The organism is Pseudomonas sp. R1-18 (assembly GCF_051132095.1).
Classification (GTDB): Bacteria; Pseudomonadota; Gammaproteobacteria; order Pseudomonadales; family Pseudomonadaceae; genus Aquipseudomonas.
Window position 1 is genome coordinate 3,428,886 of the sequence record NZ_CP071658.1, and the last position, 16,884, is coordinate 3,445,769.

Below are 16,884 nucleotides of genomic sequence, written 5' to 3' on the forward strand. Positions count from 1 at the left end.
CCATGCCCGGCCAGAGCATGCGTCTTGGCGATCTGTCGGTGGGCTTCGTGCAGAATCTGGCAGACGCGGTCCGCAGTTTCCATCAGGATCCTGCGCCGCTGCTGGAGCAATACGGTCTGGACACGGCCCGCTTGAGCGAAGCTGGCGCGCGCCTGTCGATCCCGCGCTATATGCGTCTGGGTCATGCCGCCATTCAGCTTACCGGTCGCGCCGACCTGGGCCTGCGCATGGGCCAGCTCAGCCGGATGGGCCAGGCGGGGCTGGCGGGCGTCACCGCCGCGCAGGCCCCTAATGTACGCGAGGCGGCGCGCACGCTGACGCGCTTCGAACCTTTGTACGGTTCCAACTATCGTGGGCAGTCGAGCCTGCACGAAGATGCCGACGGCGCCTGGCTGCGTTTCTATTCGATCAGCCCGTACAACGCCTATAACCGTTTTGTGGTCGACTCGATTCTGTCGGGCTGGGTCGCACAACTCTCCAGCCTGGTCCGCAGCCCGTTGCAGGCACAACGAATCGAAATCGAATTCCAGGCGCCCGACTACGCGAGCGCCTACGATTTTCTCAGCGAGCAGCCCGTGGCATTCGGCTCGGCCACCAACCAGTTACGACTCGACCAGGCGAGCCTGGCGCTGCGCAACCCCGACCACTGCCCGAGCACCTGGAAGCATCTGCTGCAGTTGTGTGAAAGGGAATTGCAGCAGTTGACCCGAACCCGCAGCCTGCGGGAACGGATCATACAACTGCTGGGACCGTTGTTGAGCGGCGGAAGGGAACCGGATCTGGAAGAAGTGGCCGCCAGATTGAAGCTGCCAACCTGGACGCTGCGTCGCAAGCTGGCGGAAGAAGGCACGCAGTATCGCGCGGTGCTCAACGACACTCGCCGCGATCTGGCGATGACCTATATCCGCGACACTGAACTGGCGTTCGGTGAGATCGCTTATCTTCTGGGGTTCGCCTCAGCCGAGGCTTTCCAACGGGCCTTCAAACGCTGGAACAACCAGACGCCAGGAGAATTCCGGCGCAGCCAGCGTCAACGCGTCTGAACGGTTACAGCTCGGTGGCGTCGTCCGCCGGCTCCATTGGGTCCAGTTCGGATGCACGGTATTCGAGCAGTTCTTCTTGATAGTCATCCATGGGCGCGTCCTCTTGGCTCATCTGTGTTCGTATTGATAAAAGCTGAAATCACTGACCGTTGAATCAACCATAAATTGCGGAAGTGAAGGAAATATGTCGGCTCAGCTGTATATACGTAGCGCAGGCCCGAAGATTCAGGCGGCTTGCCGCGCTGCGATCCGACGGCCGGCTTGACTTCAACCTGCCGCTCGACCTAACCTCAGGCCCATGACCACATCCAAGCAAAACGTCTGCCAGATTATTATTACCGTCATTCCAGTCATGGCGGGTTAGCCGACGTTTGCAAAAAACCCGCCCTGGAGGCGGGTTTCTTCTGTCTCCCGGGCCACTTGAACGCACCAGGAGTCAGCCATGATCGCTATCCCTCGCTCTATCGCACTTTCTAACGTCTGGTCTCTGATCACCCAACCGACGCACAGAGTGACGACGCGATGAGCCATGGTCAGACCGATCTGCTGAATCATTACGCCCGCAAGATCCTCACCTCCCGCGTCTACGACATCGCCGTCGAAACCCCGCTGCATGGCGCGCGTCAGTTGTCCGAGCGGCTTGGCAACCAGGTGCTGCTCAAGCGTGAAGACCTGCAGCCGGTGTTTTCCTTCAAGATCCGCGGGGCGTACAACAAGCTGGCACAGCTCTCGCCTGAAGAACTGGTGCGGGGCGTGGTGACCGCCTCGGCGGGCAACCATGCGCAGGGGCTGGCGCTGGCTGCCCGGCAACTGGGCATTGCCGCCACCATCGTGATGCCCAAGACCACGCCCGAGATCAAGGTCGAAGGCGTGCGCTCGCGTGGCGCGCAGGTGCTGCTGCACGGGGATTCGTTTCCCGAGGCGCTGGCCCACTCGCTGAAACTGGTCGATGAGCAGGGCCTGGTGTACATCCACCCTTACGACGACCCCGACACCATTGCCGGGCAAGGCACGGTGGCCATGGAAATCCTGCGCCAGCAGCCCGGCGCGCTGGATGCGATCTTCGTGCCGGTGGGCGGCGGCGGCCTGATTGCGGGCATTGCGGCCTACGTCAAATACCTGCGCCCGGAGATCCGCATCATCGGTGTCGAGCCGGACGACTCCAACTGCCTGCAGGCCGCCATGGCGGCGGGCGAGCGCGTGGTGCTCAGCCAGGTCGGGCTGTTTGCCGACGGCGTGGCGGTGGCGCAGATCGGCCATCACACGTTTGAAGTGTGCCGCCAGTATGTCGACGAGGTGATCACCGTGAGCACCGACGAGATCTGCGCGGCGATCAAGGACATCTACGACGACACCCGCTCGATCACCGAACCGGCCGGCGCGCTGGGCGTGGCCGGGATCAAGAAGTACGTCGAGCAGCGCGGCATCAGCGGCCAGACCCTGGTGGCCATCGACTCAGGCGCCAACGTCAACTTCGACCGCCTGCGCCACGTCGCCGAGCGCGCCGAGCTGGGCGAAGGTCGCGAAGCCATCATCGCGGTGACCATTCCCGAGCAGCCGGGCAGCTTCAAGGCGTTCTGCCAGGCCATCGGCAAGCGGCAGATCACCGAATTCAACTACCGCTACCACACCGACCGCGAGGCGCACATCTTCGTCGGCGTGCAGACCCACCCGGTCACCGACCCAAAGCACGCGTTGATCGCCAGCCTCACCGGCCAGGGCTTTCCGGTGCTGGACCTGACCGACAACGAGCTGGCCAAGCTGCACATCCGCCACATGGTCGGCGGGCATGCCGAGCGGGTCAGCGATGAAGTGGTGCTGCGTTTCGAATTCCCCGAGCGGCCGGGGGCGCTGTTCAACTTCCTCAACCGGCTGGGCGGGCGCTGGACCATTTCGATGTTCCACTACCGCAATCACGGCGCCGCCGACGGCCGTGTGGTCGCCGGGCTGGTGGTGCCGGAAGACGAACGCCACCTGGTCGGTCAGGCGCTGGACGAGATCGGCTATCCGTATTGGGATGAAACGCATAATCCGGCGTATCGGTTGTTTTTGGGGTAGAGCCCTTGGCTTTGGACACCGCAGCGCCTGTGGGAGGGAGCTTGCTCGCGACGAGGCCGGTACATTCACAACACAGGTACTGGTCGAAATACGCCGTCGCGAGCAAGCTCCCTCCCACGGGTTCAGCGCGGGCTCATGGTGCAGGTGGAGCTTCGGCGGGAGCTGGTTGCTCATGCGGGGGCGCGACTGTTTCGGCTTCGAACGAAGCGGGTTCAGTCGGGGCGGCGACGGGTTCGCTGGCGCCAACCGGCGCAGGCGGCTCGGCAGCGGGTGCGGCTTTTGGCTCAGGCTCAACCGGTGCTGGTGCTGGTGCTGGTGCTGGCGCAAGGCTTGCCGGCTCGGCAGCCTTGGGGGCGGCTGGCGCAGCATCGGGCACGCCAAGATCGGCTTTGGGTTGCTCGACTATGTGCGCAGCCTGTTTCACTTCCGGCGGCAGGAAATTTTCCACCAGTCCAAAAAAACGCTCGTAGAACTTGGCCGAGGCAACGGTCTCGCTGGCGACCTTGACCATCGAATCGTCCGTCGAGCCAATCGGCATCGATACGGAGCCCAATACGCCTACCCCGAGGCTGGCTGAGTTATTGGTCTTTTTCAGCGCATAACGGTCCTGCAAGGCGTTGGCGAACATGGTCGACTTGCCGTCCGCCGAATCCGCCGCACACACGAGGTTGAAACTTATTTCGATGTGGGTCTCGCCGGTCTGCTGGAAGCTCTTGCGGCCGCTGATCATCTTCGGATCGCTGCTGGTGATGATATAGCCCTGGCTCAGCAGTGCTCGTCTGCCGGCTTCGCACGAGGACAGATCGGAAGCCGGATAGCTTCTGGAGAACGTTCCCGCGTCGTCGAAATGCTCATGGTCGTATACCGCCTGCTTGGGCGACGAACAGCCGGCAGCGAGCAGCAAAACGGACATCGAGCAAAAGGTGCGAACGTTAGGTGGCTTGAGCATCGAGAACCCTGCGGAAAGAAAAGAGCTGCGAGCGAACGCGCGGACCGAAAAACGGTGGTAAGTCTGCAACAAGGCAGCCGTCGGATCAACGCAGAGTTGGCAAGGATCAGGATACAACTCGACAGGTGAAGATACCGTGGACCAAACGGCAGACAACAAAAAAGCGACCCTAAGGTCGCTTTTCTGTTCGCTTCAAGGAGTTCAAGGGCCTTGAAGCTTTATATGGCGCAGCGGACGGGACTCGAACCCGCGACCCCCGGCGTGACAGGCCGGTATTCTAACCGACTGAACTACCGCTGCGTATCGCTTGTAAACTTTTGAGCATGACTGGCAAGCCTTGGCCTTCCAGTCTCAGACCCGGCGAACCCGATCTGTACAAATATGGCGCAGCGGACGGGACTCGAACCCGCGACCCCCGGCGTGACAGGCCGGTATTCTAACCGACTGAACTACCGCTGCGCATTGTGGACTTTCGCCCTGGTGTTACACACTTTGAAAGCCCTCATGTTTCAGCTTTCAAACTCAACGATGGTGGGTGATGACGGGATCGAACCGCCGACCCGCTGCTTGTAAGGCAGCTGCTCTCCCAGCTGAGCTAATCACCCTTTGCTTCGTTGAGGCCGCGAAATTTACGCACCTACCGAACCTAAGTCAATAGCCTGATTGAAGTTTTTTTAAAAAAGCATGTTTTGGGCAACACGCTTGAAACGCCAACCAGACAGCAGATACGAAACAGAGAGAAGAACGGAGAAACGAAAGTTACAGGCAACAAGTTGCCTTGGTTTATTCGACGTACACCATTTTCTTGGTCATACCGCCGTCAACCACGAATTCCTGCCCTGTAACGAAGCTGGCGTTTCTGGACAGCAACCAGGCAACCATCGCTGCCACGTCCTCTACCGTCCCCACCCTGCCCGCTGGATGCTGGGCATGGTCGCTCTCGGAAAGCGGCTCGGCGCGGCGCACGGACGGATCACGCGCATCAATCCAGCCGGGACTGACTGCGTTGACCCGGATTTCCGGACCAAGACTGATGGCCAGCGCATGAGTCAGGGCCAGCAGCCCGCCCTTGCTCGCCGCGTAGGCCTCGGTGTCAGGCTCGGATTGCCGGGCACGAGTAGACGTAAGGTTGACGATGCTGCCGCAGTGCGCCCGCAGATACGGCGCGCAATGCTTGGCGAGCAGCATCGGACCACCGAGGTTGACGCCCAGCACCTTGTTCCAGTGCGACAGCGGAAGGCTTTCAAGCGTGGTGTTGTGAGGATCGGCAACGGCTGCGTTGCAGACCAGCGCGTCGATGCGGCCGAAACGCCGCAGCACTTCGGCCACCCCGCCAACCACCTGATCTTCGACCGACACGTCCATGGCGATGAACAGGGCATTTTCGCCCAGCGCATCCGCCACTTTCTTGCCACGTATCCGGTCCAGGTCCGTCAACACCACCTGCCAGCCCTCGGTGATCAGCCAGGCGGAAATACCCAGGCCGATCCCTCGGGCCGCGCCCGTCACCAGAGCTACGCGGCCGTTATGGCTGCTGGTGAACTGCATCGTCCAGTCGCTCACAACGCCGCCAGACCGCGCGCCAGATCCGCTTGAAGGTCGGCCACGTCTTCCAGGCCCACGGCAACCCGGATCAGGCTGTCGCGGATACCCGCCGCTTCACGTTCCTGCGGCGCCAGACGACCGTGGGACGTCGTGCTCGGATGAGTGATCGTGGTCTTGCTGTCCCCCAGGTTGGCGGTAATCGAGATCAGACGGGTAGCGTCGATAAAGCGCCAGGCGCCCTCTTTTCCGCCCTTGACCTCGAAACTCACCACCGCACCGAAGCCCTTCTGCTGGCGCTGCGCGAGAGCATGCTGCGGATGGCTCTTGAGACCGGCGTAATGCACCTTCTCGATACCATCCTGCTGCTCCAGCCATTCGGCCAGCGCCTGCGCGTTGGCGCAATGCGCGCGCATGCGCAGGTTCAGGGTTTCAAGCCCCTTGAGGAAAATCCACGCGTTGAACGGGCTGAGCGTAGGCCCCGCCGTGCGCAGGAAGCCGACGACTTCCTTCATCTGTTCGCTGCGACCGGCTACCACGCCGCCCATGCAGCGACCCTGGCCGTCGATGAACTTGGTCGCCGAATGCACCACGATGTCCGCACCCAGCAGCAGTGGCTGTTGCAGGGCCGGCGTACAGAAGCAGTTGTCGACCACCAGCATGGCACCCTTGGCATGGGCGACCTCCGCCAGCGCCGCGATATCCACCAGCTCGGCCAGCGGATTGGACGGCGACTCGACGAACAGCATTCTGGTATTGGGCTTGATCGCCGCGTCCCAGCCATCCAGTTCGGCCAACGGCACGTAGTCGACTTCGATGCCGAAACGCTTGAAATACTTTTCGAACAGACTGATGGTCGAGCCGAACACGCTGCGCGAAACCAGCACATGATCGCCCGCGCTGCACAGGCTCATGACCACGGAAAGAATTGCCGCCATGCCGGTGGCGGTGGCCACGGCCTGCTCAGCGCCTTCGAGGGCCGCAATGCGCTCTTCGAAAGAACGCACGGTGGGGTTGGTATACCGCGAATAGACATTGCCCGGCACTTCGCCAGCGAAACGCGCGGCCGCATCGGCGGCCGTGCGGAACACGTAGCTCGATGTGAAGAACATCGGGTCGCCATGCTCGCCTTCAGGCGTCCGGTGTTGTCCGGCACGTACGGCGAGGGTATCGAAACCCACGCCTTCCAGGTCGCTGTCCAGCCGACCGGCATCCCATTCCTGAGTCATGCCGTGCACTCCTCGTCCAGTTAGTTGTTGTACAGATCGATGATCGCGCTCACGGCCTGAGTCTTGACCTTGGACGCGTCGTTGCGCGCCTGCTCGATCCGGTTCAGGTAATGCTCGTCGATATCGCCGGTCACATACTTGCCGTCGAAAACCGAGCAATCGAAGTTGTCGATCTTGATCTTCTTGCTGCCACTGACCGCTTCAATCAGGTCATTCAAGTCCTGATAGACCAGCCAGTCGGCACCGATAAGGTCGGCAACGTCCTGGGTGGAACGGTTGTGGGCAATCAGCTCATGAGCACTCGGCATATCGATGCCGTAGACGTTGGGGAAACGTACCGCCGGGGCGGCGGAGCAGAAATACACATTCTTGGCACCCGCCTCGCGCGCCATCTGAATGATCTGCTTGCACGTGGTGCCGCGCACGATGGAATCGTCGACCAGCATCACGTTCTTGCCACGGAATTCCAGTTCGATGGCGTTCAGCTTCTGGCGCACGGACTTCTTGCGCGCGGCCTGGCCGGGCATGATGAAGGTACGACCGATGTAACGGTTCTTGACGAAGCCTTCACGGAACTTGACGCCCAGACGATTGGCCAGCTCCAGCGCGGCGGTGCGGCTGGTGTCCGGAATCGGGATGACCACGTCGATGTCGTGGTCCGGGCGCTCGCGCAGGATCTTGTCGGCCAGTTTCTCGCCCATGCGCAGACGCGCCTTGTAGACCGAGATGCCGTCGATGATCGAGTCCGGACGCGCCAGATAGACGTGTTCGAAGATGCACGGAGCGTATTTCGGATTAGGTGCGCACTGGCGGGTGTGCAGCTTGCCGTCTTCAGTGATGTATACCGCTTCACCTGGAGCCAGGTCGCGAATCAGGGTGAAGCCCAGCACGTCCAGCGATACGCTTTCGGAAGCGATCATGTACTCGACGCCTTCGTCGGTATGACGCTGACCGAACACGATCGGGCGAATGGCATCCGGATCGCGGAAGCCGACGATGCCGTAGCCGGTGATCATGGCCACGACCGCATAACCGCCACGGCAGCGCTTGTGCACGTCGGTCACGGCGGCAAAGATGTCTTCTTCGGTCGGCTGCAGCTTGCCGCGCACGGCCAGCTCATGGGCGAACACGTTGAGCAACACCTCGGAATCGGAGCTGGTGTTGACGTGACGCAGATCGGATTCGTAAATTTCCTTGGCCAGCTGCTCGACGTTGGTCAGGTTGCCGTTATGCGCCAGGGTAATGCCGTAAGGCGAGTTGACGTAGAACGGCTGAGCCTCTGCGGAGGTCGAGCTGCCCGCGGTTGGGTAACGCACATGGCCGATACCCATGTGCCCGACAAGACGTTGCATGTGGCGCTGATGGAATACATCACGCACCAGACCGTTGTCTTTGCGCAGGAATAACCGGCCATCATGGCTGGTGACAATACCGGCAGCGTCCTGGCCGCGGTGCTGGAGGACGGTGAGCGCGTCATACAGCGCCTGATTGACGTTCGACTTTCCAACGATACCGACGATGCCACACATGCGACACAACCCCTACTTAGTGGTACTGGATTTACCAAGCACTTCCTGCGGCAATGTAGACGGCAGGAGTTGCTCCTTGAACGGCAGGTCAGCGGGTACGCTGATGCCGCTGGCGAGCCATTGACTGGACATCCCGAGAATCAGGTTTTTCGACCAGTCAGCGACCATGAGAAATTGCGGTAACAGCCTCGATTGCTGCCACCATTGATCCTGTTGCACGGGGCCAAGGCTCAACAGCCCGACCGCGATGACGACAAGCAGGCCGCCGCGCGCTGCGCCGAAGACCATGCCCAGAAAACGATCGGTCCCGGAAAGCCCGGTGACGCGAATCAGTTCGCCCAAAAGAAAATTGACCATGGCGCCTACCAGCAAGGTGGCGACGAAAAGGATGGTGCAGCTCGCGATGACCCGAGCCGAGGGAGTCTGAATATAATCGACCAGATACAGTGAAAGGGCCGCACCGAACATCCAGGCAACGACACCTGCAATGATCCAGGTCATCAACGACAGCGCTTCCTTGACGAAGCCGCGTTTCAGACTGATCAGAGCGGAAATGACGACGATCCCGAGGATCGCCCAGTCAACCGGAGTTAATGCCACGTTGCAGCCTACGAACCGTTAAGGCGGCGCATTTTAGCAGAGCGCCCGCCCGCGGGTAAGCAGCGATTATCGGCAGGACGCAATTTCCATCGAAACGCGCCCTCCCGGACAGCAATCAGCCGCGTTCCGGCTGAAAGCGCACCACGATGCCCTTGAGCTTTTGCTGCTTGTCGAGCTGGTCACGCAGGCGATCGGCCTCGGCTCGCTCGATCAACGGCCCGACGAATACCCGGTTGACGCCTCCGGCAGTGCGTATATAGGCGTTGTAACCCTGCGCGCGCAGTGTTTTCTGCAGGTTATCCGCATTGGCGCGATTGGACATGCTCGCCAGCTGCACGGACCAGCTGACCGACAGCCCGTTGGCGTCCACGCCAGCCGGCGCGGCAGGCCTGGCGGTCGCCGCCGCAGCCGGCGCGGGACCCGTGGCAGGCGCGGGCGCGGGTTTGGCGGCCGGCTTGCTGGCAGGGGTCGCGGGTGCGCTTGGCACTGGCGGCGCCGGTGCAATGGGCATTGACGGCTGGCCGGTAGCCGGCGCCGCCTGTTCTTCGACTATGGGTTCCTCGGGCAGCATCTGCGGCTCGGGCACCGGAACAGGCTCGACCTTGACCTGCGGGGCGACAGGCGCCTGCGGAGCTGCGGGCGCGTCAACCTGCACCTGACGGGTTTCGTCCTGGCGGGTAAAAAGCATGGGAAGAAAGATGACCGCGACAGCGATCAGAACCAGCGCGCCGACCATACGCTGTTTGAATACGTTATCCAGCAAAGCCATTTGCAGCTTCCTCGTCGGTGCGCCGGGCCAGCCATTCCAGGGCCTCGGCCACACAGTAAAAAGATCCGAACAGCAGAATTTCGTCATCGGCCGTAGCGTGCGCGCACTGCGCTTCGAGAGCGGATGCGACACTCTGGTAGGACGTCACTTGTGCACCAAGGTTCTGCAGCACCGACTGCAATTGTGCGGCTGGCCGGCTTCGGGACGTAGGCAACGGCGCCACGGCCCAGTCGTCTATGACCGGCGTCAGTGGAGCGACCACGCCTTCGAGATCCTTGTCGCCCAGCAGGCCGAATACCGCGCGACGCTTGCCGGAAACCGGGCTTCGCGTCAGGCATTCGGCGAGAAACTGTGCTGCATGAGGATTATGGCCTACATCCAACAGCAGGTTGAGCTGTTTACCCTGCCACTGGACGGTTCGGCGGTCGAGCCGACCGGCAAGTCGCGTGTGCGCCAGCGCGCGTCCGATCGCCTCCGGTTCCAGCGGATAGCCAAGCAGTGCGAAGGCCTGAAGCGCCAGCGCCGCGTTCTGCACCGGCAGATCCAGTAACGGCAGGCCGCGCAGCTCGACCTGTTCGCCGTGCGCAGTGCCACGCCAGTCCCAGCCGTGCGGCCCGATAACGCAATCGAAATCCGGGCCACGCAGCAGTAACGGACAACCGAGCTCGCGGGCCCTGGCCAGCAAAGGCTCTGGCGGATCCGTATCGCCGCACAGCGCCGGGCTGCCGGCGCGAAAAATGCCGGCCTTCTCGAAAGCCACGGATTCACGGGTGTCACCCAGCCAGTCGGCATGGTCGACACCGATACTGGTGACCAGCGCCATATCGGCGTCGATCAGGTTCACTGCGTCCAGACGACCACCCAGGCCGACCTCCAGCACGACCGCATCAAGCTGCGCCTGCTCGAACAGCCAGAACGCCGCGAGCGTACCCATCTCGAAGTAGGTGAGCGTGACATCGCCACGCGCCGCTTCGACCGCGGCGAAGGCGTCGCACAGCTGGATATCAGTCGCCTCGACACCCTGCACCTTCACCCGCTCGTTATAACGCAGAAGGTGCGGAGAGCTGTAGACACCCACTTTCAGACCCTGGGCCTGCAACAGACTGGCAACGAAAGCGCAGGTCGATCCCTTGCCGTTGGTGCCCGTTACAGTGATCACCCGGCGCGCCGGGCGTGTGAGCCCCAGCTGCTGCGCAACCTGTCGCGAACGATCCAGGCCCATGTCGATGGCCGACGGATGCAGTTGCTCCAGGTAGGCGAGCCAGTCGCCCAGGGTCGCGAGGGTCATACGGTGGCCGGTGCCGGAGGAACGACGATCGGCTCGACTACCGGCGCGACGAAGGTCGGAGTCGGCAGGTTCATCATCTGCGCCAGCAGGCTGCCCAGACGTGGACGCAATTCGCTGCGGGAAATGATCAGATCGATGGCGCCATGGCTGAGCAGGAACTCACTGCGCTGGAACCCTTCAGGCAGTTTTTCGCGAACGGTCTGTTCGATAACCCGTGGACCGGCGAAACCGATAAGTGCCTTGGGCTCGGCAACGATCACGTCGCCCAGCATTGCCAGACTTGCCGATACGCCGCCGTAGACCGGGTCGGTCAGCACGGAGATGAACGGCAGACCTTCTTCACGCAGACGCGCCAGCACCGCCGAGGTCTTGGCCATCTGCATCAGGGAAATCAGGGCTTCTTGCATCCGCGCGCCACCCGAAGCGGCAAAGCAGATCATCGGGCAGCGATTTTCCAGCGCATAGTTGGCGGCGCGCACGAAGCGCTCACCGACGATGGCACCCATCGAACCACCCATGAAGGAGAATTCGAAGGCGGATGCCACGACCGGCATGCCCAGCAGCGTGCCGCTCATGGAGATCAAGGCGTCTTTCTCGCCGGTCTGCTTCTGCGCAGCGGTCAGGCGGTCCTTGTACTTCTTGCCGTCACGGAATTTCAGACGATCCACAGGCTCCAGATCGGCACCCAGCTCGGCGCGCCCATCCTGGTCGAGGAAGATATTCAGGCGCGCACGCGCATCGATGCGCATGTGGTGGTTGCACTTGGGGCAGACGTCAAGGGTCTTTTCCAGTTCAGGGCGATACAGCACCGCTTCGCAGGATGGGCACTTGTGCCAGAGGCCCTCGGGGACCGAGCTTTTCTTCACCTCGGAACGCATGATCGAAGGGATCAGTTTGTCTACCAACCAGTTGCTCATGCTTTCTTTCTCCAGTACCGGTTCGGCTCGAACGCATGGCGTTTACACGCCAGGCGCATGCCCTAACTCAATTCGTTTATGTAGCGATAATGAAGGCAGCGGTCGGCACCCGACCGGACCTGCATGCCCTTCTATCCCGATGTTCAACAACCGGAGCGACGAACAGTGTCATCGCCGCTCGCTCAATCAGGTCTGCCCGATCATTCCCCGGCAATCGAACTTGCGGGACTGATGGCAGGAACAGGCTTATGGACGGCGGCAGAACCGCCGCCGTCACATCAGGCACCCTGGACGGCGCTCATGAACGCGAGAATCTTGTCGCGGTCCTTGATGCCCTTGCTCTTCTCTACGCCGCCGCTGACATCGACCGCGTAAGGGCGAACCTGTGCAATGGCCTGTGCCACGTTAGCTGACGTCAGCCCGCCGGCAAGGATAATCGGCTTTTCCAGCTTGCTCGGAATCAGCGCCCAATCGAACGTCTCGCCAGTACCGCCCGGCACGCCGTCCACGTAGGTGTCGAGCAGAATGCCCCGAGCGTTGCGATAGGCACGGCAGGCTTCGGCGATCTGATCGCCGGCCTTGACGCGCAGCGCCTTGATATAGGGACGATGGTAGCCTTCGCATTGCTCGGGCGTTTCGTCGCCATGGAACTGCAACAGGTCCAGCGGCACGGCATCGAGCGTCTCGTTGACCTCGCAACGACTGGCGTTGACGAACAGGCCGACCGTGGTAATGAACGGCGGCAGTGCGGCGATGATTGCGCGTGCCTGCTGGACATTCACTGCTCGGGGGCTCTTGGCGTAGAACACCAGGCCGATCGCATCGGCACCGGCCTCGACCGCTGCGAGAGCGTCTTCTATGCGGGTAATCCCGCAGATCTTGCTGCGAACGGCTGACATGTGGTTAAACCTCAGACCTTTCGGAAAGTCCCGAATGTTAGCAAATGGTTGCCTGCCCGTCAGCCGTCAAGTTCACTGAACCCTGTCAGAAAATGCGGACCGATGTAGCGATCAGGCAACGGAAACTCATCGTGGTATTCGACCTGAACCAGATACAGCCCATATGGATGAGCCGTGACGCCACCGGTACGACGAACCCGGCTTTCCAGCACATCCCGGGCCCAGTCCACGGGGCGCTCACCCGCGCCGATGGTCATCAGCACGCCAGCGATATTGCGCACCATGTGGTGCAGAAAAGCATTGGCGCGCACATCGATGACGATCATCTTGCCGTGTCGGGTCACGCGCAGATGATGCAGTTGCTTGACCGGCGACTTCGCCTGGCACTGTCCGGCGCGAAACGCGCTGAAATCATGCGTCCCCACCAGAAACTGCGCGGCTTCGGCCATACGTTCGACGTCCAGAGGCCGGTGGTTCCAGGTGATTTCCTGCCCCAGGTGCGCGGGGCGAATCTGGTCGTTGTAGATCACATAGCGATAACGACGGGCGATGGCCTTGAAGCGCGCATGGAAATGCGCCGGCATGACCTTGGCCCAGGTAACACTGACGTCATGGGGCAGGTTGATGTTGGCCCCCATTACCCAGGCTTTCATTGAACGTTCGGCCTGGGTATCGAAGTGCACGACTTGCCCACAGGCATGAACCCCGGCATCGGTGCGGCCGGCGCACATCAACGATACGGGTGATGCCGCAACTCTGGACAGTGCGTCTTCAAGCGTCTCCTGAACTGTCAGCACGCCGGAGGCCTGGCGCTGCCAGCCGCAGTAGCGCGAGCCTTTATACTCGACGCCCAGCGCGATACGGGAAAAGCCCTCGGCAGCCATCTCGGCGGCCGGGTTGTCTATGTTCGCCAAGGGTTACAGCCTGTCGGTTTGCGAAAAGTCGGCCATTATACGGACGGGGAAAAAAGACGCCACCCGACCGAGGCCGCAAATGCAAACGGCCGCAATCGCGGCCGTTTGTGGTCGAGCATGGAGCCGGTCAGGCCAGGCGAGCAAGCATTTCGCGTGCTTCGCTCTTCTGGCCGTCGTCACCCTCGACGACCACTTCGTCGAGAATGTCCCGCGCTCCGTCCGCGTCGCCCATATCGATATAGGCCCGCGCCAGATCCAGTTTGGTCGCTGCTTCGTCCCCACCCGCCAGGAAATCGAACTCAGGCTCGTCATCCAGCGCCGCGGCGTCGGCTGCGGTGAAACTCGGCTCGCTCAACGGTGGCTGTTCCAGATTTTGCGACAGACGGTCAAGCTCTGCGTTGACGTCCTCGATCTCCGACGCAAAAGCCTCAGAAGCCTGGTCGTTCTCCATCTCGTCCGCCAGCGACAGATCGAAGTCATCAGGCAGTTCCAGGTCCTCGCTCAGCGGCTCCGGCTCGGTCGCGCCCAGATCAAGCGGATCCTCACCCAGGCTCAGCAGGAATTCGTCCTCGTTTTTCAGCACGGGGTCGTCTTCTGTCAGGTCCAGGTCGAAGTCGGCGAGGTCGTCCGGTTGAGTGCTGGCCGCGGTCTGCTCTTGCAGGATGGATTCGAAGCTCGGCGTCTCGGTTACCGGCTCGGCCACCGGTGCCGGCTCGTCCAGCATCAGATCATCCACATCGTTGACGGTCGTGACGTCAGGCGATGAAGCCTGCTCGAACTCATCCAGACTCAGATCGAACTCGTCTTCAGGCTCCTGCACCGGGGCAGTAGCTTCGTCGACGGCCGGCGCTTCGGCCACTGGCTCGTCGATAATCGGCTCGTCGATAATCGGTTCGTCGGCAATCGATTCCTGCACGTCCGGTTGCTCTGCAACAGGCTCTTCGACGACAGGCGTCGCAGCTACCTCGTCGGAATCATCGGCCAACAGCTCTTCGACATACCGGGCATCCATCTCCGCCGCCAGTGCTGCAGCCGAAGCGGCGGCTGCGGCAGTGGCGGCAGCGGCGGCCACCGGCGCAGTCGAATCGGACCCGGTTTCAACCACCGGCGTCGGACTGGTTTCAGCCACAACCGGCGCCACGACCGGCGCCGAAGTGTTCATGGTCGGGTATCGATCTTTTAGCTGCTCGACCTCAGCTTCACGCTTTCCCGCAGCCACCAGTTTTCGTTCATGGACCGCGAACGCCTTGTTGTTGCCCTGCTCCGCGTAGATCTCCATCAGCTTCAGATGGATGTCATCGCGTTCCGGATCTTCCTTGACGGCCTCTTCCATCAGTTCGACAGCCTGGTTCATGCGTCCGTAGGCAATGTGTATCTCGGCCTGAACCAGCGGATCGGCAGGACGCTCGCGAGCAGCCGTGACACCGGCAGCGGCAGCGGCAGCCGCACCCATGCGTACGGTTGGCGGCGGTACGTCCAGACCGTCGAAACTGGCCGGCGGCGCATTCATGTCCATGTCAGACACAAACTGCGATTCCTCGGCCAGCGCGCGAGCCATGCGCTTGTGCTTTTCGGCTTCGGCACGCGCATTGCGACGGCGCGCCAGGAACAGCAACAGCAAGGCCAGCAGCAGAATGACCGCACCGCCGATCAGGCCCAACAGAACGGGGTTGTTGAGGATGCTTTGCAGCGGATCTTCTGGCTCCTGCGGCGCGACCGGCTCAACAGCCAGCGGCTGTTCCGCCGACGGCGCGACGACTTGTGCGGCGCCCGGAGGCAATGCATCTTCCGGCGCGATTTCGCCGGCTGGCTTGACGGGTGCGCCGTTGGCGTCGACCAGTGCGGCAGGCAGCGCGGGATTCACGCCCGGTGCGCCCCCAGTAGCTGGCGCTGCGGCCGGCGCTGCGGCCGGATCCGCCGCGGTCGCCGCCGGAGCAGGCGCGCCGCCAGCGGCTTGCATTTTCGCCAGCTGATTGTTCTTCAACTCGATGATGCGCTGCAGCTTATCGAGCTGACTTTGCAGATCGTTCATCCGGCTCTTGAGCTCGGCATTGTCACGACGGGAGGTGTCGAGCGCCTCTTGCGTCATCGCCAGCTTGTTGCCCAGATCACCATCCCCTGCCGCGCCATTGGCGGCAGGCTGGCCGCTGGCGGAAACCAGACTCAGGTTGTCACCGGTTTCGACCTGCGACGGCGCCTCGCCAGCGCGGGCGCGACGCGTGGCATCCACCTGACGCGTGCCTGCCGGCAGGCGGCGGCCTTCCCGCCAGGCGCGGTATTGCTGGGAAACTTCAGCCAGTGCCCGGGACTGCGGCAAGGCCGTGGACTGCTGTGGCGTCGGCAGCTGTAGCACATGGCCTTTTTTCAGGCGATTGATGTTGCCACCGATAAACGCATCAGGATTCAACGCCTGGATGGCCAGCATGGTTTGCTGCACGGTTCCGCCATTGCGCGCTCTATCGGCAATTTCCCACAGAGTGTCGTTATTGACAGTGACGTACTGAGCGGGCTTGTCTGCCACAGGTGGCGGCAAGGCCGGATCGGCGGGTGCTGTCGGCGCTGGCCCAGCCGGTGCCGCTGCTTCAGGAGACGGCGCAGTGGCAGGCAACTGGACGGGTGCCGCGGGAGCAGTGGCAGGAGCAGATGCCGCAGCGGCGGCTGCAGCGGCTTCAGGCGAGAACTTCGGCGGATCCAGCAGCAGGCTGTATTCACGCAGCAACCGGCCATTAGGCCACAACACCTGCACCAGGAACTTCACGAAGGGATCGCGAACCGGCTTGCTGGACGTTATGCGCAAGACGCTTCGACCATTGGCGTTGATGACCGGAGTAAAGGTCAGGTCGTCCAGAAAGGCCTGACGCGTGACACCGGCCTGAGCAAAGTCAGCCGTGGTGGCCAGGCTCGGGACTACCTGAGCGGCGTTAAGCCCTTGCGCCTCTGTCAACTCGATCTCGGCTACCAGCGGCTGATTCAGGGTCGACTTGACCGACAACTCACCGAGCCCCAACGCGTGCGCCATTCCTGATGACAGCGCTGAAGCCGCGGCGATAGCTAAAACCAGTTTACGAACCTGAACCATAGCCCATCCCTTGTTTAAAGATTCCCCGGTGACCGAGGAGGTAGTCCTGCATTTGGGTGTGAGGCATA

13 protein-coding genes and 3 tRNA genes are annotated in these 16,884 nt (G+C 62.0%); 2 read left to right on the top strand and 14 right to left on the bottom strand.

Going from position 1 to position 16,884, the window contains the following annotated elements; all coding sequences use genetic code 11:
• Positions 1-2 precede the first annotated feature (2 nt).
• Complete coding sequence (locus J3P77_RS15635) at positions 3-1,043, top strand: AraC family transcriptional regulator (protein WP_434677503.1); 1,041 nt, start codon at positions 3-5, stop codon at positions 1,041-1,043.
• 522 nt (positions 1,044-1,565) lie between these two features.
• Positions 1,566-3,101 carry a threonine ammonia-lyase, biosynthetic gene (gene ilvA, locus J3P77_RS15640; RefSeq protein WP_434677504.1) on the top strand — a complete coding sequence of 512 codons (1,536 nt, stop codon included), beginning with the start codon at positions 1,566-1,568 and terminating at the stop codon, positions 3,099-3,101.
• Positions 3,102-3,234: 133 nt separating this feature from the next.
• On the opposite strand, the gene J3P77_RS15645 is transcribed toward ilvA, so the two are convergent.
• The 14 genes from J3P77_RS15645 to J3P77_RS15710 all read right to left on the bottom strand — a co-directional run bounded on the left by J3P77_RS15645 (position 3,235) and on the right by J3P77_RS15710 (position 16,816).
• Positions 3,235-4,050 (bottom strand): DUF2242 domain-containing protein, encoded by an 816-nt coding sequence (locus tag J3P77_RS15645; protein WP_434677505.1) that lies wholly within the window; start codon positions 4,048-4,050, stop codon positions 3,235-3,237.
• A 223-nt stretch (positions 4,051-4,273) separates the two neighbouring features.
• Positions 4,274-4,350, bottom strand: a tRNA-Asp gene (locus J3P77_RS15650).
• Between the two features lie 82 nt (positions 4,351-4,432).
• Positions 4,433-4,509, bottom strand: a tRNA-Asp gene (locus J3P77_RS15655).
• 70 nt (positions 4,510-4,579) lie between these two features.
• Positions 4,580-4,655 (bottom strand) — tRNA-Val (locus tag J3P77_RS15660).
• A gap of 178 nt (positions 4,656-4,833) precedes the next feature.
• A complete protein-coding gene (locus J3P77_RS15665) occupies positions 4,834-5,598 on the bottom strand; it encodes an SDR family oxidoreductase (protein WP_434682035.1) in 765 nt (254 codons plus the stop codon).
• An 11-nt stretch (positions 5,599-5,609) separates the two neighbouring features.
• Entirely contained in the window at positions 5,610-6,821 is a 1,212-nt protein-coding gene (locus J3P77_RS15670; protein ID WP_434677506.1) for an O-succinylhomoserine sulfhydrylase, read from the bottom strand.
• 20 nt (positions 6,822-6,841) lie between these two features.
• Positions 6,842-8,350, bottom strand: a complete 1,509-nt coding sequence (gene purF / locus J3P77_RS15675; protein ID WP_434677507.1) for an amidophosphoribosyltransferase — start codon at positions 8,348-8,350, stop codon at positions 6,842-6,844.
• 12 nt (positions 8,351-8,362) lie between these two features.
• Complete coding sequence (locus tag J3P77_RS15680; protein ID WP_434677508.1) at positions 8,363-8,950, bottom strand: CvpA family protein; 588 nt, start codon at positions 8,948-8,950, stop codon at positions 8,363-8,365.
• Positions 8,951-9,065: 115 nt separating this feature from the next.
• Positions 9,066-9,719, bottom strand: coding sequence for an SPOR domain-containing protein (locus tag J3P77_RS15685; RefSeq protein ID WP_434677509.1), 654 nt, complete (start codon positions 9,717-9,719; stop codon positions 9,066-9,068).
• The gene (gene folC, locus J3P77_RS15690) at positions 9,703-11,007 is read right to left on the bottom strand and encodes a bifunctional tetrahydrofolate synthase/dihydrofolate synthase (RefSeq protein WP_434677510.1); all 1,305 of its coding nucleotides are present in this window, start codon (positions 11,005-11,007) and stop codon (positions 9,703-9,705) included. Before folC ends, J3P77_RS15685 begins: the two co-directional genes overlap by 17 nt.
• Positions 11,004-11,924, bottom strand: coding sequence for an acetyl-CoA carboxylase, carboxyltransferase subunit beta (gene accD, locus J3P77_RS15695; protein ID WP_434677511.1), 921 nt, complete (start codon positions 11,922-11,924; stop codon positions 11,004-11,006). Before accD ends, folC begins: the two co-directional genes overlap by 4 nt.
• A 278-nt stretch (positions 11,925-12,202) precedes the next feature.
• A complete protein-coding gene (locus J3P77_RS15700; RefSeq protein WP_434677512.1) occupies positions 12,203-12,823 on the bottom strand; it encodes a phosphoribosylanthranilate isomerase in 621 nt (206 codons plus the stop codon).
• 59 nt (positions 12,824-12,882) lie between these two features.
• Positions 12,883-13,707 carry a tRNA pseudouridine(38-40) synthase TruA gene (gene truA, locus J3P77_RS15705; RefSeq protein WP_434682037.1) on the bottom strand — a complete coding sequence of 275 codons (825 nt, stop codon included), beginning with the start codon at positions 13,705-13,707 and terminating at the stop codon, positions 12,883-12,885.
• A gap of 157 nt (positions 13,708-13,864) precedes the next feature.
• Positions 13,865-16,816, bottom strand: a complete 2,952-nt coding sequence (locus J3P77_RS15710; protein ID WP_434677513.1) for a FimV/HubP family polar landmark protein — start codon at positions 16,814-16,816, stop codon at positions 13,865-13,867.
• Positions 16,817-16,884: the final 68 nt, after the last annotated feature.